Source organism: Actinoplanes sp. CA-030573 (assembly GCF_050951115.1).
Taxonomy (GTDB): Bacteria; Actinomycetota; Actinomycetes; order Mycobacteriales; family Micromonosporaceae; genus Actinoplanes.
This window is the reverse complement of record NZ_CP192038.1, coordinates 3,933,722-3,951,667: the sequence shown is the minus strand read 5'-3', so window position 1 is coordinate 3,951,667 and position 17,946 is coordinate 3,933,722. Positions and strand designations below refer to the sequence as shown.

14 protein-coding genes are annotated in these 17,946 nt (G+C 72.4%); 5 read left to right on the top strand and 9 right to left on the bottom strand.

Features of this window, described 5'->3' with window-relative positions; translation table 11 throughout:
• Positions 1-40: 40 nt before the first annotated feature.
• Positions 41-781: a TIGR03619 family F420-dependent LLM class oxidoreductase gene (locus ACQP2F_RS18310; RefSeq protein ID WP_433305522.1), complete on the bottom strand. Its 741-nt coding sequence runs from the start codon at positions 779-781 to the stop codon at positions 41-43.
• Positions 782-856: 75 nt separating this feature from the next.
• On the opposite strand from ACQP2F_RS18310, the gene ACQP2F_RS18305 reads away from it, so the two are divergent.
• Positions 857-2,044 carry an FAD-dependent oxidoreductase gene (locus ACQP2F_RS18305; RefSeq protein WP_433305519.1) on the top strand — a complete coding sequence of 396 codons (1,188 nt, stop codon included), beginning with the start codon at positions 857-859 and terminating at the stop codon, positions 2,042-2,044.
• Between the two features lie 39 nt (positions 2,045-2,083).
• Here ACQP2F_RS18305 and ACQP2F_RS18300 read toward each other — a convergent pair whose 3' ends face one another.
• Positions 2,084-2,851: a transposase gene (locus ACQP2F_RS18300; RefSeq protein ID WP_433305517.1), complete on the bottom strand. Its 768-nt coding sequence runs from the start codon at positions 2,849-2,851 to the stop codon at positions 2,084-2,086.
• On the opposite strand from ACQP2F_RS18300, the gene ACQP2F_RS18295 reads away from it, so the two are divergent.
• A protein-coding gene (locus ACQP2F_RS18295) for an IS3 family transposase (RefSeq protein WP_433294327.1) occupies positions 2,798-3,966 on the top strand; the annotation gives its coding sequence in 2 pieces (ribosomal slippage) (positions 2,798-3,082 and positions 3,085-3,966; 1,167 coding nt in all). The genes ACQP2F_RS18300 and ACQP2F_RS18295 overlap by 54 nt on opposite strands.
• A 13-nt stretch (positions 3,967-3,979) precedes the next feature.
• On the opposite strand, the gene ACQP2F_RS18290 is transcribed toward ACQP2F_RS18295, so the two are convergent.
• On the bottom strand, positions 3,980-4,432 hold the full coding sequence (locus ACQP2F_RS18290) for an IS110 family transposase (RefSeq protein WP_433305515.1): 453 nt from the start codon (positions 4,430-4,432) through the stop codon (positions 3,980-3,982).
• Between the two features lie 383 nt (positions 4,433-4,815).
• Between ACQP2F_RS18290 and ACQP2F_RS18285 the strand changes: the two genes are divergently transcribed.
• Complete coding sequence (locus ACQP2F_RS18285; protein WP_433305513.1) at positions 4,816-5,634, top strand: LLM class flavin-dependent oxidoreductase; 819 nt, start codon at positions 4,816-4,818, stop codon at positions 5,632-5,634.
• Between the two features lie 49 nt (positions 5,635-5,683).
• Positions 5,684-6,124 carry a VOC family protein gene (locus tag ACQP2F_RS18280; RefSeq protein ID WP_433305511.1) on the top strand — a complete coding sequence of 147 codons (441 nt, stop codon included), beginning with the start codon at positions 5,684-5,686 and terminating at the stop codon, positions 6,122-6,124.
• On the opposite strand, the gene ACQP2F_RS18275 is transcribed toward ACQP2F_RS18280, so the two are convergent.
• On the bottom strand, positions 6,103-6,528 hold the full coding sequence (locus tag ACQP2F_RS18275) for a PPOX class F420-dependent oxidoreductase (RefSeq protein ID WP_433305510.1): 426 nt from the start codon (positions 6,526-6,528) through the stop codon (positions 6,103-6,105). The genes ACQP2F_RS18280 and ACQP2F_RS18275 overlap by 22 nt on opposite strands.
• Before the next feature lie 31 nt (positions 6,529-6,559).
• Here ACQP2F_RS18275 and ACQP2F_RS18270 point away from each other — a divergent pair, with 31 nt between their 5' ends.
• Positions 6,560-7,453, top strand: a complete 894-nt coding sequence (locus ACQP2F_RS18270) for a glycoside hydrolase family 88 protein (RefSeq protein ID WP_433305508.1) — start codon at positions 6,560-6,562, stop codon at positions 7,451-7,453.
• Positions 7,454-7,484: 31 nt separating this feature from the next.
• Here the strand turns inward: ACQP2F_RS18270 and ACQP2F_RS18265 are convergent, their stop codons facing one another.
• The 5 genes from ACQP2F_RS18265 to ACQP2F_RS18245 all read right to left on the bottom strand — a co-directional run bounded on the left by ACQP2F_RS18265 (position 7,485) and on the right by ACQP2F_RS18245 (position 17,863).
• The gene (locus ACQP2F_RS18265) at positions 7,485-9,122 is read right to left on the bottom strand and encodes a PAS domain S-box protein (protein WP_433305506.1); all 1,638 of its coding nucleotides are present in this window, start codon (positions 9,120-9,122) and stop codon (positions 7,485-7,487) included.
• A 58-nt stretch (positions 9,123-9,180) separates the two neighbouring features.
• Entirely contained in the window at positions 9,181-12,777 is a 3,597-nt protein-coding gene (locus tag ACQP2F_RS18260) for a fibronectin type III domain-containing protein (RefSeq protein ID WP_433305504.1), read from the bottom strand.
• Positions 12,778-12,957: 180 nt separating this feature from the next.
• Complete coding sequence (locus ACQP2F_RS18255) at positions 12,958-15,507, bottom strand: ATP-binding protein (protein WP_433305502.1); 2,550 nt, start codon at positions 15,505-15,507, stop codon at positions 12,958-12,960.
• 114 nt (positions 15,508-15,621) lie between these two features.
• Positions 15,622-16,554: a L,D-transpeptidase gene (locus ACQP2F_RS18250; protein ID WP_433305501.1), complete on the bottom strand. Its 933-nt coding sequence runs from the start codon at positions 16,552-16,554 to the stop codon at positions 15,622-15,624.
• 13 nt (positions 16,555-16,567) lie between these two features.
• Complete coding sequence (locus ACQP2F_RS18245) at positions 16,568-17,863, bottom strand: cytochrome P450 (protein ID WP_433305499.1); 1,296 nt, start codon at positions 17,861-17,863, stop codon at positions 16,568-16,570.
• Between the last annotated feature and the right edge of the window lie 83 nt (positions 17,864-17,946).

Genomic DNA, 17,946 nt, shown 5'->3' with positions numbered 1-17,946 from the left:
GGCCGTTCTCTCTCGGAGCGCACCCGGACGACGTGCGGCCCTATTCCGGCGCCGCTCCGATCCTCGCCGGGCCGGCGGCCGGCGCCGCGGCGGCGTGCAGGGCCTCGGCGGCCTCCAGCAGCTCGTCCAGGTTGCGGGCGGCCGACGGCAGTGTCACGTACGCGTGCTCGACCCCGGCCTCGGCCAGCGCGGCGATCTGGTCGGCGACCCGGGCCAGGCCGTCGGCGGCCAGGGCCGCCGGGTCGGATACGCCGACCTGGGTCACGCAGCCGATCGACGACGGCTCGCGGCCGACCGACTCGGCCATCTCGCGCAGCCGGGACATGGTCGCGGCGATCTCCGCGGGCGCCGCGCCGGCCGGCAACCAGCCGTCGCCGTGCCGGGCTATTCGCCGCAGGGCCGCCGGGCCGCGGCCACCCATCAGCAGCGGGATGCGGCGGGCCGGCTTCGGGTTGATCCGGGACGGCGCGATGCGGTAGCGGCCGTTGTCGAAGGACACCGGGTCCGGGCCCCACACGGCCGCGGCCACGTCCAGGAACTCATCCAGCGCCTCTCCCCGCTCGGCGAGTGGGCGCGGCGCGGTGGCCGCGAACTCGTCCGGCGACCAGCCGGCGCCGAGGCCGGCGATCAGACGGCCGCCGCTGGCCGCGTCGAGGGCGGCCAGCGTCCTCGCGAGCCGGACCGGCATGTGCAGCGGTGGCACCAGGACGCCGGTGCCGAGCTGGACCCGGGACGTCACCGCGGCGGCCAGGGCGAGCGTGATCAGGGGGTCCGTGGGCACCACCCTACCGAGCACGACCATCGACATCGGGTCCGGCGGTCGTCCACTATGGCCTCACCGACGAAGAGGGAGATCATGACGGATCCGACGTACGACGTCATCGTGGTGGGCGCTCGCTGTGCCGGCGCGCCGCTCGCGATGCTGCTCGCCCGCCGCGGTCACCGGACGCTGCTGGTGGACCGGGCGACGTTTCCCAGCGACACCGTGTCGACCCATGTGATCCACCCGCCGGGGGTCGGCGCGCTGCAGCGCTGGGGGCTCCAGGAGCAGGTCACGGCCACCGGGTGCCCGCCGGTCGGGCGTTACTCGTTCGACTTCGGGCCGGTCACCCTCGCCGGTGCGCCGGGCACGACCGCGACACCGTACGCGTACGCGCCGCGCCGCATCCTGCTCGACCAGATCCTGCTGAACGCCGCGGCCGCCGCCGGCGCCGAGGTCAGCGAAGGTTTCAGCGTCGAGGAGGTCCTGGTCACCGACGGCACGGTCACCGGCATCCGCGGCCGCGGCGACGTCCTCACCGCGCGCGTGGTGGTCGGCGCCGACGGCCGCAACTCGGTCGTCGCCAAGACGGTGCGGCCCGCGGTCTACGAGGACGTGCCGGCCCTGACCGTGGGCTACTACTCGTACTGGAGCAACCTGCCGACCGACACCTTCGAGGCGTACAGCCGGCCGGGCCGGGGCTGGGCGGTCTGCCCTACCAACGACGGCCTCACGCTGGTCATCGGCGGCTGGCCGCACGCCGAGCTGGCCGAGCACCGTGACGACGTCGAGGGTGAGCTGATGCGGACGTTCGAGCTGTCGCCCGCCTTCGCCGAGCGCATCCGGGCCGCCACGCGTGAGGAGCGGATCGCCGGGGCGTCGGTGCCCAACTACTTCCGCGTTCCGTACGGCCCGGGCTGGGCCCTGGTCGGCGACGCCGGCTACAGCCGCGACTTCATCACCGCCCAGGGCATCACCGACGCGTTCCTGGACGCCGAGGGCCTGGCGGCGGCGCTCGACGCGACGCTGGGCGGCGATGAGCCGTACGAGGAAGCGATGGCCGACTATCAGAAGCGCCGCGACGCCCGCGCGATGCCGGTCTACCAGATGACCTTGGGGATCGCGTCGCTGCAGCCGCCGGACGAGCAGATGGCCGGCCTGGTCAGCGCGATCGCCGGCAACCAGCCGGCGATGGACGCCTTCGCGCGGCTCAACTCCGGGGTGACGTCGCCGCCGGAGTTCTTCGCCCCGGACAACATCGGCCGCCTGCTCGCCGGCGCCTGACCTGTGGACGGCGCCGGGAAAATGATGCCCCTATGGGTGTCAAGTGGTGGAGGGGCTGGTGAGGAGGGGGTATAGCTGGCGGGCTATGTAGCGTTTGAGGCAGCGGATGATCTCGCGTTTGGTTTTGCCTTCGGTGGTGCGGCGGGTCATGTAGTCGCGGGTGGGTTGGTGGGTGGCGAGTCGGGTGAGGGCGATGGTGTAGAGGGCTCGGTTGGCTTGGCGGTCGCCGCCGCGGTTGAGTCGGTGGCGGTTGGTTTTGCCGGATGAGGCGTTGATTGGGTTGCTGCCGCAGAGGGCGGCGAACGCGGCTTGGTTGTGGATGCGGTGCGGGTTGTCGCCGATGGTGATCAGCAGGGTGGCGGCGGTGTCGGGGCCGACGCCGTGTTGGTGGAGCAGCGCGGGGCGGCTGGCGGTGATGGCGCGGGTGATGTGTTGGGTCAGTTCGTCGCTCTGGTTGGTGAGGTCTTGGATGCGGCGGGCGAGTAGTCGCAGGGTGTAGTGGGTGGCGAACAGGGTTTCGTCGAGGGTGTCGCAGGTCAGCTCGGCGCAGGCGCGGATCAGTCGAGTGGTGCCGAGTCCGGACAGGGTTTCGCGTAGGGCGGGGTCGGCGCCGACGAGGATGGCTTTGAGTTGGTTGATCGCTTGGGTGCGGGCTTTGACCGCGGAGGTTTTCGCGAGCTGGAACGGGTCTGCTGCACCAATAGGTGACATCTGAGATGGCTTGCCGTGACGGCGGGCTGGAAGGATGTTGCTGTGCCCAAGCCCTACCCCCGCGAGTTCCGCGACGACGTCGTGCGGATCGCTCAAGGCCGCGATCCTGGCGTGACGGTGGAGCAGATCGCGAAGGACTTCGGGGTCCACCCGATGACGTTGTTCAAGTGGCTGCGTCAGGCTGACATCGACGCCGGCGCCGAGCCCGGCGTGAGCCGCAGTGATTCCGCTGAGCTGCGCGAAGCGCGTAAGCGGATCAAGCTCCTCGAGCAGGAGAACGAGGTCCTGCGCCGGGCTGCGGCGTATCTGTCGCAGGCGAATCTGCCGGGAAAAGGCTCTACCCGCTCGTGAGCGAGCTGGCCGCCGACGGGATCCCCGTCGCGGTGACGTGCCGGGTGCTGACCATTGCTCGACAGCCCTACTACCGGTGGCTTGCCCGCCCGGTCACCGACGCCGAGCGGGCCGAGGCGTACCGGGCGGACGCGTTGTTCGACGCCCACCGTGACGACCCGGAGTTCGGCTACCGGTTCCTGGCCGACGAGGCCCGCGCCGCCGGGCAGCCGATGGTCGAGCGCACCGCCTGGAGGATCTGCTCCGGTATGGGCTGGTGGAGCGCGTTCAGCCGCAAGCGGCGGCGCGGCAAAGGTGGCAGGCCGGGCCCACCCGTGCATGACGACCTCGTCAAACGTGACTTCACCGCCGACGGGCCGAACCAGCTATGGCTGGCCGACATCACCGAACACCGCACGCTTGAGGGCAAGCTCTACCTGTGCGCGATCAAGGACGTGTGGTCGAACCGGATCGTCGGCTACTCCATCGACTCGCGGATGAAATCTAGGCTGGCGGTCAATGCCCTGCGCAACGCCGTCGCCCGCCGCGGTGAGGTGGCCGGTTGCGTGCTGCACACCGACCGCGGGTCGCAGTTTCGCAGCCGGAAACTCGTCCTCGAACTGCACCGTCACCACATGATCGGATCAATGGGCCGCGTCGGCGCCGCCGGCGACAACGCCGCCATGGAATCCTTCTTCGGCCTACTACAGAACAACGTCCTCGATCGCGGGACCTGGCCCACCAGACAAGCATTGAGGACCGCGATCGTGACCTGGATCGAACGGACCTACCACCGCCGGCGACGCCAACGAAGCCTGTCCCGGTTGACCCCTATCGAGTACGAGACCATCATGAGCCCACCGGCCAGTCAGGCCGCGTGACTTGTCCTGTCACCTATCGGTGCAGCAGACCCAACAGTCGCAGGCGTTCGGTGTGTCCGTCGCTGGTTTTGGCCAGGGCGGTGCATCGGCCCGATAGCACGGCGCGGGCTGCGGTTTCGGCGTCGATGGTGTCGGTTTTGCCGCGGCGTCGCCGGTCGTGGCGGTCGGGCTGGTTGACTTCGATAACCACGATCCCGTGGGTGTGCAGGTGCCGGGTGAGGGCGGCGCCGTAGGAGTGGCTGCCCTCGATACCGGCCCGCCAGATCCGGCCGAGGGTGTCCGCCCAGGCGTGCAGGGCCTGGTAGCCGAGGCTGGTGGCCGGGAAGGTGTGGGTGTCCAGCAGGGCGCCGTGGTGGTCGAGGACCGCGCCGGTGTGGGTGTCGGCATGGGTGTCGATGCCAAGAACGATTTCTCCGGTCCGGGGGTGGTCCTGGCCGGCGGTGCGGTGGTGGGTGATGCTGGGCATGGTTGTTCGGCTCTCCTGACGGCTCAGGCGGACGGACGCCGTCGCCGGGCCGGCCCGAAGCGGTCAGGACTGTGACGGTGCCTTGTTAGCGGCAAGGCCCCTATCGGGACACGCTCGTGTGCCGGTCCGGCGGCAGTAAGCGCTGCCCGGGACGGAAGCCGACAGATCATTTTCAAGGCATCACAGGCCTGTCGTAACCCGGGTCAGACCCCAGCCCCGAGCAGCACTCAACATCCTCACAGTCGTATGGGTGTGGTTGAGTCCACCCCACCCAGAACGGTGGGGGTGGCCCTTTCCGCTCCTACCTGTCGGATCCGAAGCGGCCCGTTCGTAGCACCGGTGAAGAGCCCGGCGAAGGTCCGGGCCGGAAAAGGATGATCATCATGTCGGCAGGACAGAACAGGCCGTTGCGGTTCGGCGTCGTCGCTCCGCTCACCACCGACGTGCCGGCGTGGCGCGACCGGCTGCGCCGGCTGGCCGGCCAGGGCTACTCGACGATCCTGATGCCGGACGTGCCGTCGTGGCAGCCGGCGCCGGGCCCGGCGCTGGCGGTCGCGGCGACGATCACCGATTGCCGCGTCGGTACCTGGGTGTATGCGTCACCGGTACGGCCGGCCTGGAGCACCGCGTGGGAGGCGCACTCGCTGACCGTGCTCACCGAGGGGCGTTTCGAGATGGGCATCGGGTCCGGCCGCCCCGGCATCGGGCAGCTGCTTCGCGAGCTGGGCCTGCCCGACGTACCGGCCGACCGGCGATGGGACCAGGTGCGCGAGGTCGTCACGGCCCTGCGTGAGCTGGACGGCCCGGACCGGCACACCCCGGTGGCGATGGCGGTGGGCGGCCCGAAGGCGCAGGCGGTCGCGGCCGAGCTGGCCGACACGGTGAACTTCGTGATGCCGCAGACCGAGACCCGGACCGGGACGACGAAACGGGTGCGCGACTTCGACAACCGCCGCGGCGCGGAGCTGGCGCTGCACGTGCCGGTGATCGGCGACGCGGTGGCGCCGTTCATGGCAGCGCCGGACACCGACACCGCCGCCATCCGGGCGGCGGACTCGCTCGCCTTCCTGCCGAGCGATCCGGCCGCGGCCGCCGACGAGATCCTGCGGCGGCGGGAGGAGATCGGCTTCTCGTACTTCGTCTTCGGAGCCGACGTGGCCGGCGTCCTCGCCCCCGTGGTCAGCGAGCTGAGCGGACGGTAGTCGCCCGACGGCGGATGCGGGACCGGACGCCACGGTGGATCATCGGCACATGCGGCTTCGGATGGAACTGTTCGTCGCGGACCTGGATGCCGGCGTCGGCTTCTACCGTGACGTGCTGGGGTTCGAGGTGGAGCGACAGGCCGAGGACTACGCGAGCCTGCGCCGGGGCGTTGTCGTGCTCGGGCTCGGTCCGGTGGCGAAGCTGCCCGAGCACGCGGAAGGCCGGGGGTTCACCCGGCAACGACTCCGTGGCGACAAGGGCGCGGGCGTGGAGATCGTGCTGGAGGTCGACGACATGGACGAGCTCCGGGCGCTCTACGAGCGCTGCCGGCGGCGGGGTGCGGTGAGCGAACCGCTCGAGTTGCGGCCATGGGGCCTGTACGACTTCCGGCTCACCGACCCGGACGGCTACTACCTGCGCATCACGCACGGCAACGCCGCGGCCCGGCCCGTCGTGGGCGACCCGGATCAGCCGACGACCTCGGCATAGCCGACCGCGCCGGCGATCGGCACCCGGATGATCAGGTCGTCGAACTGGGCGTAGCGGCGGCCCAGCTCGTCCGCCGCTTCGTCGCCCGCGTAGCGGCGGGCCACCCGCGTGGTCCACGCCAGCAGGTCGGCCGGCCGGGGATGAAGCGTCGCGGTGGCCCGCAGGTGAACGAACGCGAACGGTGGCCGCTCGTCGTCGACGGCGATCGACACGCGCGGGTCGGCGGCCAGGTGGCGGGCCTTCGCGCTGCCGCTCGCGGTGGTGATCACCAGGTCGTCGCCGTCGAGCACGAACCACACGGGCACCACATGCGGGTGGCCGTCGGCCGACACCGTGGCGATCTTCGCCGTACGGGTGCCGGCGGCCAGGAACGCACGCAGCTCCTCCATCGCCATGCGGCGCATCGGCCGATACTAGCGGTTCTACAGTGCGCTCATGAGCTCACAGCAGCGGGTGCTCGACGCCCTTCTCGCCATGCAGCGCCAGTCCTGGGAACAGGGTGTCGCGGCGCACGCCTGCCGGGATCTCGGCCGCGACGATCTGGTACGCCTGCTCGCCGCCGCCGCGGTGACCCGGCAGGCGGCGGACGGCCGTCTCGGCTGCGTCGAGAACGAGGCCAACGCGGTCAACGGCGCCGCGTGCGGCGAGGCGGCCCTGCTGGCCGGGCACGCCGAGGCCGCTCGCCGGCAGCTCGACTGGCTCGCGAGCGAGGCGCCCCGCGACCGCGACGGCACGCTCTACCACGTGCTCGGCAGCGGCGGGGTGTGGGCCGACACGGTCTACATGGTGGTGCCGTTCCTGGCCGCGGCCGGGCGTCCGGACCTCGCGGTGGTCCAGGTCGAGGGTCACCGGCGGCGGCTGTGCCACGACAACCTGTACGCCGCGATCTGGTCGGCCGACGGGTCCGGGCGCGACGATCGATGGGGTGGCGGCAACGGCTGGGTGGTGGCCGGCATCGCCCGGGCGATCCGATGGGCGCCCGAGCTGCGCGACGCCCTGGCCGGGCACGCCCGCGACGTCCTGGACGCCTGCCTCGAGCAGCGCCGGCCGGACGGCCTCTTCCACGATGTGCTGGACGACCCGGGCACGTTCGTGGAGACCAACGCGGCGCAGATGTTCGCGTACGCCGCGCTGACCGGCAGCAAGGACGGGTGGCTGCCGTCGTCGTACGCCGATGTCGGCCGCGACCTGCTCACGGCCGCGTCGCGCAAGGTGGACGGGCTCGGTCTGGTCCGCGACGCGTGCGGCGCGCCCACGTTCGACCATCCCGGCACGTCCGCCGAGGCCCAGGCGTTTCACCTGCTGGCGGTGGCCGCGGCCCGGCCGTGACGCCGGCCGGCGCAAGGGTCTGTGTCGGACCCTAGTAGCGGAACTTGCGACGGGAGCTGCGCCGGTTCACCCGGCCCGGCAGGTCGTCCAGGTTGTCGCCATGAGGCAGCCGCTCCCCCTGCTCATGGCCCTGGGTGAAATCCCGCATCGTCACCACGAAGCCTTGGACCAGGCGGTCCGCCCGCAGGTCGCGGTACTTGGCTTCGACCAGCACCTGGCTGCCGTCCGCCCGCACCAGCGAGCAGAACACCACGCCGTCGCCGGCGCCGCGGAAGGCCTGACCCAGCTGATGGCGGTCGTCGGGATGCACCAGATCGTCGAGTGTGGCCAGCGGCGGAAGGGCGTCCACGCCGAGCAGCGCGGCCAGCGACGGACTGGCGTACCGGATGCGCTGGTCCTCGTCGATCACCACCGTGATGTCCGCGCTTTTCTGGATCACCGCGCGCAGGTAGAGGTCGCTGTCGCGGCGGTTGACCGCCTCCACCAGGCAGATGCGGTCCAGCGCGAGGGCCGCCTGACCGGCCAGCACCTCGAGGGTGTCGCGAGTGGCGGTGAGGGTGTCCCGGCGACCCACCAGGATCAGGGCGCCGCCGCTGGGCCGGGCGACGCCGAGCGGCTCCAGCCAGAGCGGACAGACCAGCGTGGCATAGTCGCGGTCGGCGTCGTCGACCCACCAGCTGCGGGGTGGCGGGCCGGCACCGAGGCCGGGCACCGTCTCGGGCGGGAGCCGGCGGTCGTCGAGGGCCAGGTCGGTGCTGCGGATGGCGTCCGGCGGCATGAGCTCGGCGATCGCGGACCGGACGGCCTGGTCCACGGCCGCCGGGTCGGCGGCGACGACCAGCGCGGCGCTCGCCTGCCGCAGCCCGCGCTCGCGCGTCAAGGCCTGCCGGTTCAGGGTCACCGAGTCGGTCAGCCGGGTGATCGTCAGGAGAAGGGTGATCGCACCGGCCACGGCGATCACCACGCCGTCGCCGACCGTGCCGTGGGCCGCCTCGACCAGCAGAACGACCGGCGGGGTGGCCACGGAGATTCCCAGCAGCGTCGCCCAGCGCATCCGCCACGGGCTGGGACGCGGCGTCGCGGGCTCGGTGAGCCGCACCATCGACGGATGCAGCGCGGCGGCGCCCCAGGCCAGGTAGAGCACCACGAACCCGGTCTCGCTCAGCCGGCCCGGCCACAACGGCTGCACGATGTCGCTGACCAGCACACCCACCGCGCCCACGACCAGCAGCACCGCCGAGAGGTTACGGCCCACGGCGACCAACAGGCGGCCGACGACTACGAGGAGCAGAAGGGCGCCGATGACGTACGCCCCGGAGACGTCCCCCATCCGGCCGGCATCGCCGGCGACGAACACCCAGACCACCAGCAGCGTCGAACACGCCAGGGCGAGCAGGTCGATGAGCCGCGCCCGGTCGACGAGGATGGCACCGATCCGGGTCAGCTGCAACAGACAGCAGGCGACCAGCACGACCATGGCGTAGAAGCAGATATTGGCCGCGCCGAGGCGGTCGAACGAGGTCAGCACGTCACCCGCGGCGCTCGCCACGACGGCGCCGGCGAGCAGCAGCCAGGGCTGGGCCCGGGCCGGCCGGTGACGACGGACCCCGTACACGATGGCGGCCGCGCTACCGGTCCCGAGCGCAGCCCAGACGATGGCCCTCAGCACGACCCACTCCTACCAGCGGCGTCGCCGGGTGTCCATGTCGCGTCCCGGATGGCGATGTTCACGAGATCGCCAAGGTGAACGGTCCGGTCTGGTAGCCGTAGAAGTCGCGGACCGTGATCGTGTAGGTCCCTGCTGCCGGTGTCGTGCAGGTGGCGGTGCCGGTCCTCGCGGGGCAGACGAGGGTTCCGGCCGGGGACAGCACGTCCGCGGCGGGTGCCAGCTTGAGACTGGTCGTGCTGAGCGCGACCTTCAGGGCCCGTCCTGCCGTCGAGGTGACGCGGTAGCAGCTGACCGTGCCGAGTCCGATCGTTGCGGAAGCGCTGCCACCGATCGCGACCGTGCCGCAGCCGACCGGGTCGGTCAGCCGCTGCGGGGTCGTGGCGTACGTGCCGGTGCCGTACCCGTAGAAGTCGCTGACCGTCGTGGTGTAGGTGCCCGTAGCCGGGATCGCGCAGTCGAGGTCGCCGGCGGACGGCAGCGAGCAGACCACCGCACCGGTCGGCGAGATCAGGTCGGCCGAGGTGGCCGGGGCCGACGCGCCCGGCACGGTGGCAACGGTGTGCAGGCGCAGCCGGTCCCCCATGGTGGCGGCGATACGGTGGCAGGTCATCGCGCCGGTGGTGAGGGTTCCGGCGGTGGTGACGGCCAGGGTCAGCGTGCTGCAGCCGGCCGGGTTGGTCAGCCGTTGCGCGGTGATGGCGTACGGCCCGGTGCCGGTGCCGTAGAAGTCGCGCACCGTCGCGGTGTACGTGCCGGTGGCCGGGATCGCGCAGTCGAAGTCGTGCACGGTGCGCGCGGCGCACGCGACGGCGCCGCCCGGGGTGAGCAGGTTGGTGCTCAGTGCCGGACCGCGGCCGGAGGTGGTGGGGGCGACATGCAGTCGCAGCCGGTCACCGCTGGTGGCCGCGATCGTGAAGGTGGCGATCTGCCCGGCTCGGCTGAGCGTGCACCGGGTGATGCTGCCGAGGGTGAGCGCAACCGGGCAGGCGGAGGGGCGAGCGCCGATCGTGAGCGACGCCGTGCCGGGCGGAGAGGTGGCACCGCCGGTGTTGGTGGCGTACACGCTGACGAAGTAGGCCGTGCCGGGCTCGAGCCCGGTCAGGTTCAGCGAGGTGGTGCCGCCGCTGGCCGGGTGCGGGCCGGTCGGCGGATCGGTGAGCACCGTGTATCCGGAGATCGCGCTGCCGCCGGTGGAGGCGGGTGCCGACCAGGTGACGGTCGCGTCGCCGTCCTGGGCATGCTGGACGGCTGTCACCGCCCGTGGCGCGTCGAAGTCCGCTCCGACCGTGACGGTGACGACGCCCTTCGCGCCGGCGTCGTCGGTGGCCCGGACGGTCAGCTCACGGTTTCCCGGCGCGACGGTGGACAGCGCTCCGGCAGCGGTGATCTTGTCGCCGGCCGCGCCGTCCAAACTCCACGTCACCGGGTGGCCGCTCGTGCCGTCGGCGCGTTGTGCGGTGAAGGTTGTCGTCGTGCCCGGGGGGACGGCCGGATCCGGCGGGGAGATCAGCAATGTCGGTCCCGGCGTCGTGAACAGCGAGAACGCCGGCCACACCTCGGTGCCCAGGGTGGCCTCGACCTCCGCTTTGCGGCCGAACAGCTCCAGCTTCAGCCCCGCCTTGACGGTCAAGGTCGGCGTGATGGTCAGGTACGCGGCGCCGGGCGCGGGCTTGCTGTTGAGTGCCGCCTTCAACGCGAGCTCGTTGGAGAAGTACGGCCCGGCCAGGTCGTAGAACCGCAACATCGGCTCGGGGGCCAGCGTCACGGACGCCGACCCGCTGGCGACGACCTCGGGCAGGACGCCACCGGCCGGTGCCGCCGGATGCGACAGGTTGTGCACCGCCAGCGCGCCCGGTTGGGCCGAGCTCCAGTCCAGCGAGGCCCCGACCGAGTACGAGTCGCGCACCGTGAAGCCGAGTTTGCCGGAGATGCCGAGGTACACGTCGACCACGGGGAACATGACGATCACGACCGGCCCGACGGCGATCCAGATGCCCGGCGCGAGGATCTCGCCGACCTTCCTCCTGATCGGCCTCGGCTCGGTGGCCGACATGCTCACGCTGAGCTCGGTCGCGATCTCGGCCGACGCGTGGACCTTCACCCCGTTGGGTACGCCGAGGAAGTTCTTGCTGATGCCCACGCCCGCGGTGAGCGTCGGCTCCAGCGTCGCCTCGCCCTTGATCTCGGCGCCTCCCTCTTTGCGGGAGAGCCCGAGGGTCATCTTGGCCGACACGGAAGCGGACACGGCCGACGGCAGCACGCGGATACCGGGAGCCGCCGGCCGGAACCGGGTGCCGCCCGCAAGCGGACCGGTGCCGGGCACGGTCAGCGGGTTCACGGTCCTGCTCAGGGTCAGCGCGGTGAACGCGTCGGTGAGCGCGGCCGGCGTCGTGAGGACCCGGTATGTGCCGGTCGAGGGCTGTTCGATGCCGACAACCCGGCGCAGCAGGCCCCGCGGCGCGGCCGCGGACGGTGTGCCGACGAGGATCTTCCCGGCGGTCAACGCGCCGACCTGGGCCGGGGCCGGGGCCGCCCAGGTCAGGCTGCTGTCGTCGGCGGCGGTCAGCGCCGCCATCGTGGCCGCGGTCAGCATGACCGTCCCGGTCGCCACCGATGTCGTCGGCGACACCGGAGCGGGCGCCGCGACCGAGGGACCGGTGCCGGCGGTCGTCGTGGCGGTGACGGAGAAGGCGTACATCGCATCCGCCGGCGTGATCGCGGCAAGAGTGACCGACACGCCTGTCGACGTGACCGACCGGGGGCTGGTGCCGGCCGCCGGCGTCCAGCCCGTGCCCGCGGCGTCCGGGACGACCTGCTGATAGGTGACCGTGTACCGGCTCACCGGCAGCCCGCCGGTGTCCTCCGGCGCCGTCCAGCCGACGGTGACCGTGCCGGCGGAACCGGGCGTCACCGTGACATCGCGGGGCCCGTTCGGCTTGGGCGCCCCGAGCGGCGTGCCCGCACCCGTACCCGCGGGCGAGCTGCCCTTGGCGTTGACCGCCACCACACTGACCGTGCTGGCCGCGCCGTTCGCCAGCCCGGACAAGGTGGCGGTCTGCACGGATGCCGCCACCGAGCTGGTCACCGACGTGCCGCCCTGCTTCGCGATGACCTGGTAGCCAGTCAGCGCCGTGCCGCCGAGGTCACTCGGCACCGCCCACGACACGACCAGGCCGCCGGGGCGCGGGAAGACGCTGGTGACCTGCGGCGCCGACGCCACCGTCGCCGGTCCGGGCACGGCCGGCGCACTCGCCGGGCTGGCCGCGCCGCTGCCGACCGCATTGACCGCCGCCACCGTCGCCACGTACGCCACCGACGGGCACAGTCCGCCCACCACGGCCGCGCTGTCGGTCGCCGGCACGGTGACCGTCACGGCCGCACAGCTCGCGGGCGGCGTCGGCCCCACCGGCGACGGCTTCGCCACCACCCGGTACGAGCTGACCGCATCCGCTGCCGGCGAGGGCGCCCACGACACGGAGATGCCGAGGGCGGCACCGCTGACCGCCGCCACGAACGGCACACCCGGCACAGCGCTCGGGGCCGGCACAGCCGCCGCGGCGGCGGGCCCGGGCACGGCCGCCTGGGCGACCGCCGGCACCGTGACGGCGATCGGCAGCAGCGACACCGGGCAGGCGAGCAGGATCAATCGACGCATCGCGACAACTCCCCCGATGGACAGACACCCAGACTTCACCGGCGGCGTGGGCCGGATCAACGTACGAGCCGCCGCACTCCTCCACCCGCTCACGATCCGAATGCGACCGTCCGGCCGATGCGGCCGATCTCCGGCGGCGTCGAGCCCGCCGAGCCGACGTCGTTGCGCCGGGGCGATCGGTCAGCTCAGATGAGCTCGTATCTCGGCCGCCTCGGGCATGCCCAGGTCGGTGTAGAGGCGCCAGGCCTGCCGGTAGTGCTCGCGGGAACAGGCCACGTCGCCCAGGTCGTGGTGGGCGGCGGCGAGGCCGGTGTGGGCACGGGCCTGCTGGTAACGGTCCCCGGTGCTCGTGGCGATGGCGTGGGCCGCGCGGTGGTGGGCGAGGGCGCCGGCGGGGCACCCGGCGGCCCGGGCCGCCTCGCCGAGGCCGTTGAGGGCCCAGCTCTCGCCGTGCCGGTCGCCCGTCTCGCGGTGGATGGCCAGGGCCTGCCGGTAGCAGTCGGTGGCCGCGTCGAGCCGGCCGATGCGGCCCTGGACGGTGCCGAGGCTGTCCAGGGCCCACGCCTCGTTGGATCGGGTGCCGAGCTCGCGGATCAGGGCGAGAGCCTGCCGGAGGTGCGCGATCGCCGGCTCGTGCAGGCCGAGCTTTCCCTCGACGTCGCCGAGGTCGCTCAGGGCGACGGCCTCCCCCGCACGGTCGCCGGCCCGCCGGTAGAGGACGATCGCCTGCTCATGATGGTCCACGGCGGCCCGGTAGCGGCCGAGCCGCTCCTCCACGACGGCAAGGTTGTTCAGCGCCCGCGCCTCGCCGTTCCGGTCGCCGGCCCGCCGGTGCAGGGCGAGCGCCCGTTCGTAGTGCTCGATCGCCTCCGGGTAGCGGCCCCGCCGCTCCTCGACGGCGCCGAGGTTGTTCAGCGCCCGGGCCTCACCGGCGATGACGCCCTCCTTCCGGAACAGGGCGAGAGCTTGCTGGAGCTGGTCGGCGGCCGATGCGTGCCGGCCCAGTTGTGCGGAGATCCAGCCGATGCCGACCAGGGCGTCGGCCTGCCCCCGGGCGTCGCCCAGGCCGCGGGCCGCCTCGCGGGCGTAGCCGTGGATCCCGAGCCCGTCGGCGTAGTGCCCGCCGCTGAGGTAGCGGTACAGGGTCGCGGACAGGCGCATGGTGTGGGTCGGCCAGCCGTGCCGGGCGGTGTGCGCGGCCACGGAGACGAGGTTGTGCCGCTCGCCGTCGAGCCAGTTCCGGGCGGCCTCCGGATCGGTCAGGGCCGGTCCGCGGGTGGCCGGTGCGATGCGCGGCCGGCGGTGCGCCTCGCCGGGATGCAGGACGTCCATGGCGACCGCGGCCGTGCTCAGATAGTGGTCGAACAGGCGGGTCAGGGCGGCGCGGCGGGCCGAGGGCGAGTCCTCGTCGACGGCGCGGCCGGCGGCGTACGCGCGGACCAGGTCGTGAAAGGTGTACCGGTCCCGCCCGGCCGGCAGGAGCAGGTGGTCGCGGCACAGGTCGCGCAGCCGGTCGCGCACGGCGGGCAGGCCGCCGCCGGTCAGCGCGGCGGCGGCGTGGGTGTCGAAGTCCGGGCCGGGGTGCAGGGCCGCGAGGCGCAGCAGGCACCGCGCGCCGGCTTCCAGGTGGTGGTAGGACAGGTCGAGGGCGAGCTCGACGCCGGCTTCCAGACGCCGGCTCAGGTGACGTTCGTCGAGCCGCTCGGCATGGTCGGTCAGCGTCCAGTCCGATGTGGCGCGAATGTGCCCGGTGACCAGCCCTAGGGCCAGCGGCAGGTACCCGCAGCGCCGCGCGATCCGGGCCGCGGCGTCCGGGTCGGCGCCGACCGGCACCTCCGGCGCGGCCTCGCGTACGAACGCCGTGGCCTCGCCGGGGCTGAACACGTCGAGGGTCAGGTGGGCCGCCGGTTCGAGGCCGGCGAGCCTCCGCCGGCTGGTGACCACCGTCAGCGACCCCGGCCCCGCAGCCAGCAGCGGGCGAACCTGCTCGGCGGTGCCGGCGTTGTCGAGCACCACCAGCGCACGGGTGCCGGCGAGCCGGTCGCGGTAGGCGGCGGCCCGGCCGTCGAGATCGTGGGGAATCTGCTCGCCGGGCACCCCCAGCAGGCGCAGGAACCCGTCGAGGACGGCCGCCGGGTCGGCCGGCGGCTGATCCGGGCCGGGATGGAATCCGCGCAGATCGACGAACAGGACCCGGTCGAACGGCTGCTCACCGTGCAGCACATGGCCGGCGTGCACGGCGAGCCGCGTCTTCCCGACGCCGGCCATCCCTTCGATCGCCGAGATGACCACCGCCTCCCCGGACCGGGCCGCGCGGCGCAGTCGCCGCAGCTCGCCGGCCCGCCCGGTGAACGCGGCCAGGTCCTGCGGCAGGCTGTCCTGCACCCGGACCTGCGACACGGCGCCGGCTTCGGCCAGGACGACGCGGAGGGCCTGGCGCCACTGCGCCACGTACCCGACGTCGGGGTACAACGCCTGCACCACCGCCAGCACCAGGTCGGTGTCCACGCGCCGCCGGCCGGGCCGGAAGCAGTAGGCGACGGTGGACTTGCACACCAGCTCGCCGGCCGGCCGCCCGGCCGCGGTCCAGGCCGCGTTGACCCGGTCCTTGATCCTCTCGTAGGACGGGTTGCCGGCCCAGATCTTCAACCGCTGCAGCCGCTCGACGAGATCGGCGAGGCTGCCGGCCTGCCCCGGATCCGGCAACCGCGCGTAGTTGTCCCCCGGCATGCCGCCCACTCCACAACGACCGCCTCCCTCGGCGGTATCGGCCATCCGATAGTCCGCGCGGTCTGTCGCGATAGGGACACCGTGGGCTTCCTGGTCCTGACCGGGAAGTGTGCCTCAGGCGGTCTTGTACAGGCCCCCGGCCTTCCAGGTGGACCAGGGCAGGTTCCAGTCGCCGTATCCGTCCCAGCTGGGCATGGTCGGCCCGCCGGTGTTGGTGAAGACGGCGACGTCGCCGACCTGGGCGAAGGCGAAGTAGCGCTTGGCGTCGTCGACGTTGAGGTTGGTGCAGCCGTGCGAGGTGCTGCGCTGGCCGATGTTGCCGCCGTTCCAGCTGGCGGCGTGGAAGAACTCGCCGGAGTTGGTGAGCCGCACCGACCACGGCACCTTCAGGTCGTAGCCGGGGCCGGTCATCCGCTGGACCTTGTCCTTCTCCATGACGACCTTGGTGCCGCTGAACGTGGGGGTGCTGGCCTTGCCGAGCGAGACCGGGAAGCTGAAGACCTGCTTGCCGTCGGAGGTGACGACCATGCGCTCGGCCTTCCCGTCGACCTTGGCGATGTTGGCGGCGCCGGTCGACATGTCGAGGGTCAGGCTGTTGTCGAAGACCAGGCCCGTGCCCGCGGGCTGACCCTTGGTGGCCAGGTCCATGTGGATCTTCGCATGCGCCGGCCAGTACTTCTCGGTCCGGTAGTGCGCCTCGATCGGGTAGCCGGAGTAGATCGCCGACTTCTGGAAGAACCAGGCGCCCCCGGCCGGCTGCCCGTTGACCGTCACGGTGGTCGCCGCCGCGAACGCGTGCGCGTCGGTGATCTTGGCGCTCAGGTAGGTGATGATCGGCATGCCGATTCCCCAGGTCGTGCCGTCGGCCTCGAACAGCCGGATGTGGACGGGCTTGCCGGCCGGGGTCGGCGAGGCGGCGGACGCCGACGGGGCCGCGGCGGCACTCGACGGCGCGGCATGCCAATCGGCGGACGAGGTGGGGTGGGACCCACCGCAGCCCGCCAGAAGCACAGAAACCGCCAGCAACCCCCACCGAGAACGTCTCATGACTGCGACGATGCTACGAACCCGGCTCGCCTGCCACCCGGCGGTGCACGACGGCCACTCCCCCGCGCGCCGGGGCGACCGCGATCCCCCGGTTGTGGGAGCGCTCCGGCGGCTCGGTGGCCGGCTCGAAGTCGAACTCCCGCAGCATCGTGCGCAGCACCACCCGCATCTCCAGCGCGGCGAACGCGGCGCCGATGCAGCGCCGGACGCCACCACCGAACGGGATCCAGCCGTACGTGTCACCGGCGAACCGCCCCGGGTCGAAGCGCGCCGGATCGGGGAACAGCTGCGGGTCCTCGTGCAACAGAGCGATGCAGACCGTCACGACGGTGCCCTTCGGCAGCGCCCATCGGCCGATCCGGAGCGTCTCCGCGCGTACCTGCCGGGCGGTTATCTCGACGACCGGCCGGACGCGCTGCACCTCCATGATCGTCGCATCCAGCATCGCGTCGTCCGCCTCGTAGAGGCGTTTCAGCGTCTCCGGCTCGCGCCGCAGCCGTTCCACCGCCCAGGCCAGCGTCGTCGCCGTCGTCTCGTGCCCGGCGGTGAGCAGGGTCAGCAGCTGGTCGGCGATCTGGCTGCGCTCCATCGGCGAGCCGTCGTCGTAGCGCGACTGCACCAGCATGGCCAGCACATCTTCGCGCTCGGCCAGCCGCGGATCGGTCCGGGCCCGGTCGATCAGCCGTCCGACGATCTCGTCGTAGCGCCGCCGGTAGCGGTCGAAGCGCGCGCCCGGACCGTATCCGCCCAGCTCACGCCGCACGACCGGGAGCACCGCCAGCACCGAGCCGAGCTTGACCGCCCGGGGCAGCAGCTCGCGCAGCTCGTCGAGCTCGCTGCCCTCGGCGCCGAAGACCGCGCGCAGGATGACGTTCAGCGTGATGCGCATGGTCGACGGCATCACCGGGAACGGCCGGCCTTCCGGCCACGACGCCATCTCGCGCCGCGTCTCGCTTTCGATGATCTGCTCGTACGCCCGGAGCCTGCGGCCGTGGAACTGAGGTGTCAGCAGTTTGCGCTGCCGCCGATGCTCGTCCCCGGTGATGGCGAAGAACGAGCCCGGGCCGAGCACCGAGCCGAGGTTCGCGTCCGGGGTGTCGGCCAGCTCCGGGCTGGTCTGGAAGAGCTCGCGCACCTCGGCCGGGTCGGCCAGCATGACCATCCGGCCGAGGTTGAGCGAGGAGACGGTGAAGGCCGAGCCGTAGCGCCGTCGCAGCCGGCGCATGGCGCCACGCCGGGAGATCGCGAAGCCGACGGCCTGCACCAGGCGGGGCGTGCGGGGGCCGTCGGGCAGGACCGTGGTCGTCATCGGGTTCCCCCTCCGCTGGTACGTCCGCGTACCAGCTCACGGTACGTTCGCGTACCAGGGGCGCACAAGTACTAGATTTGGCT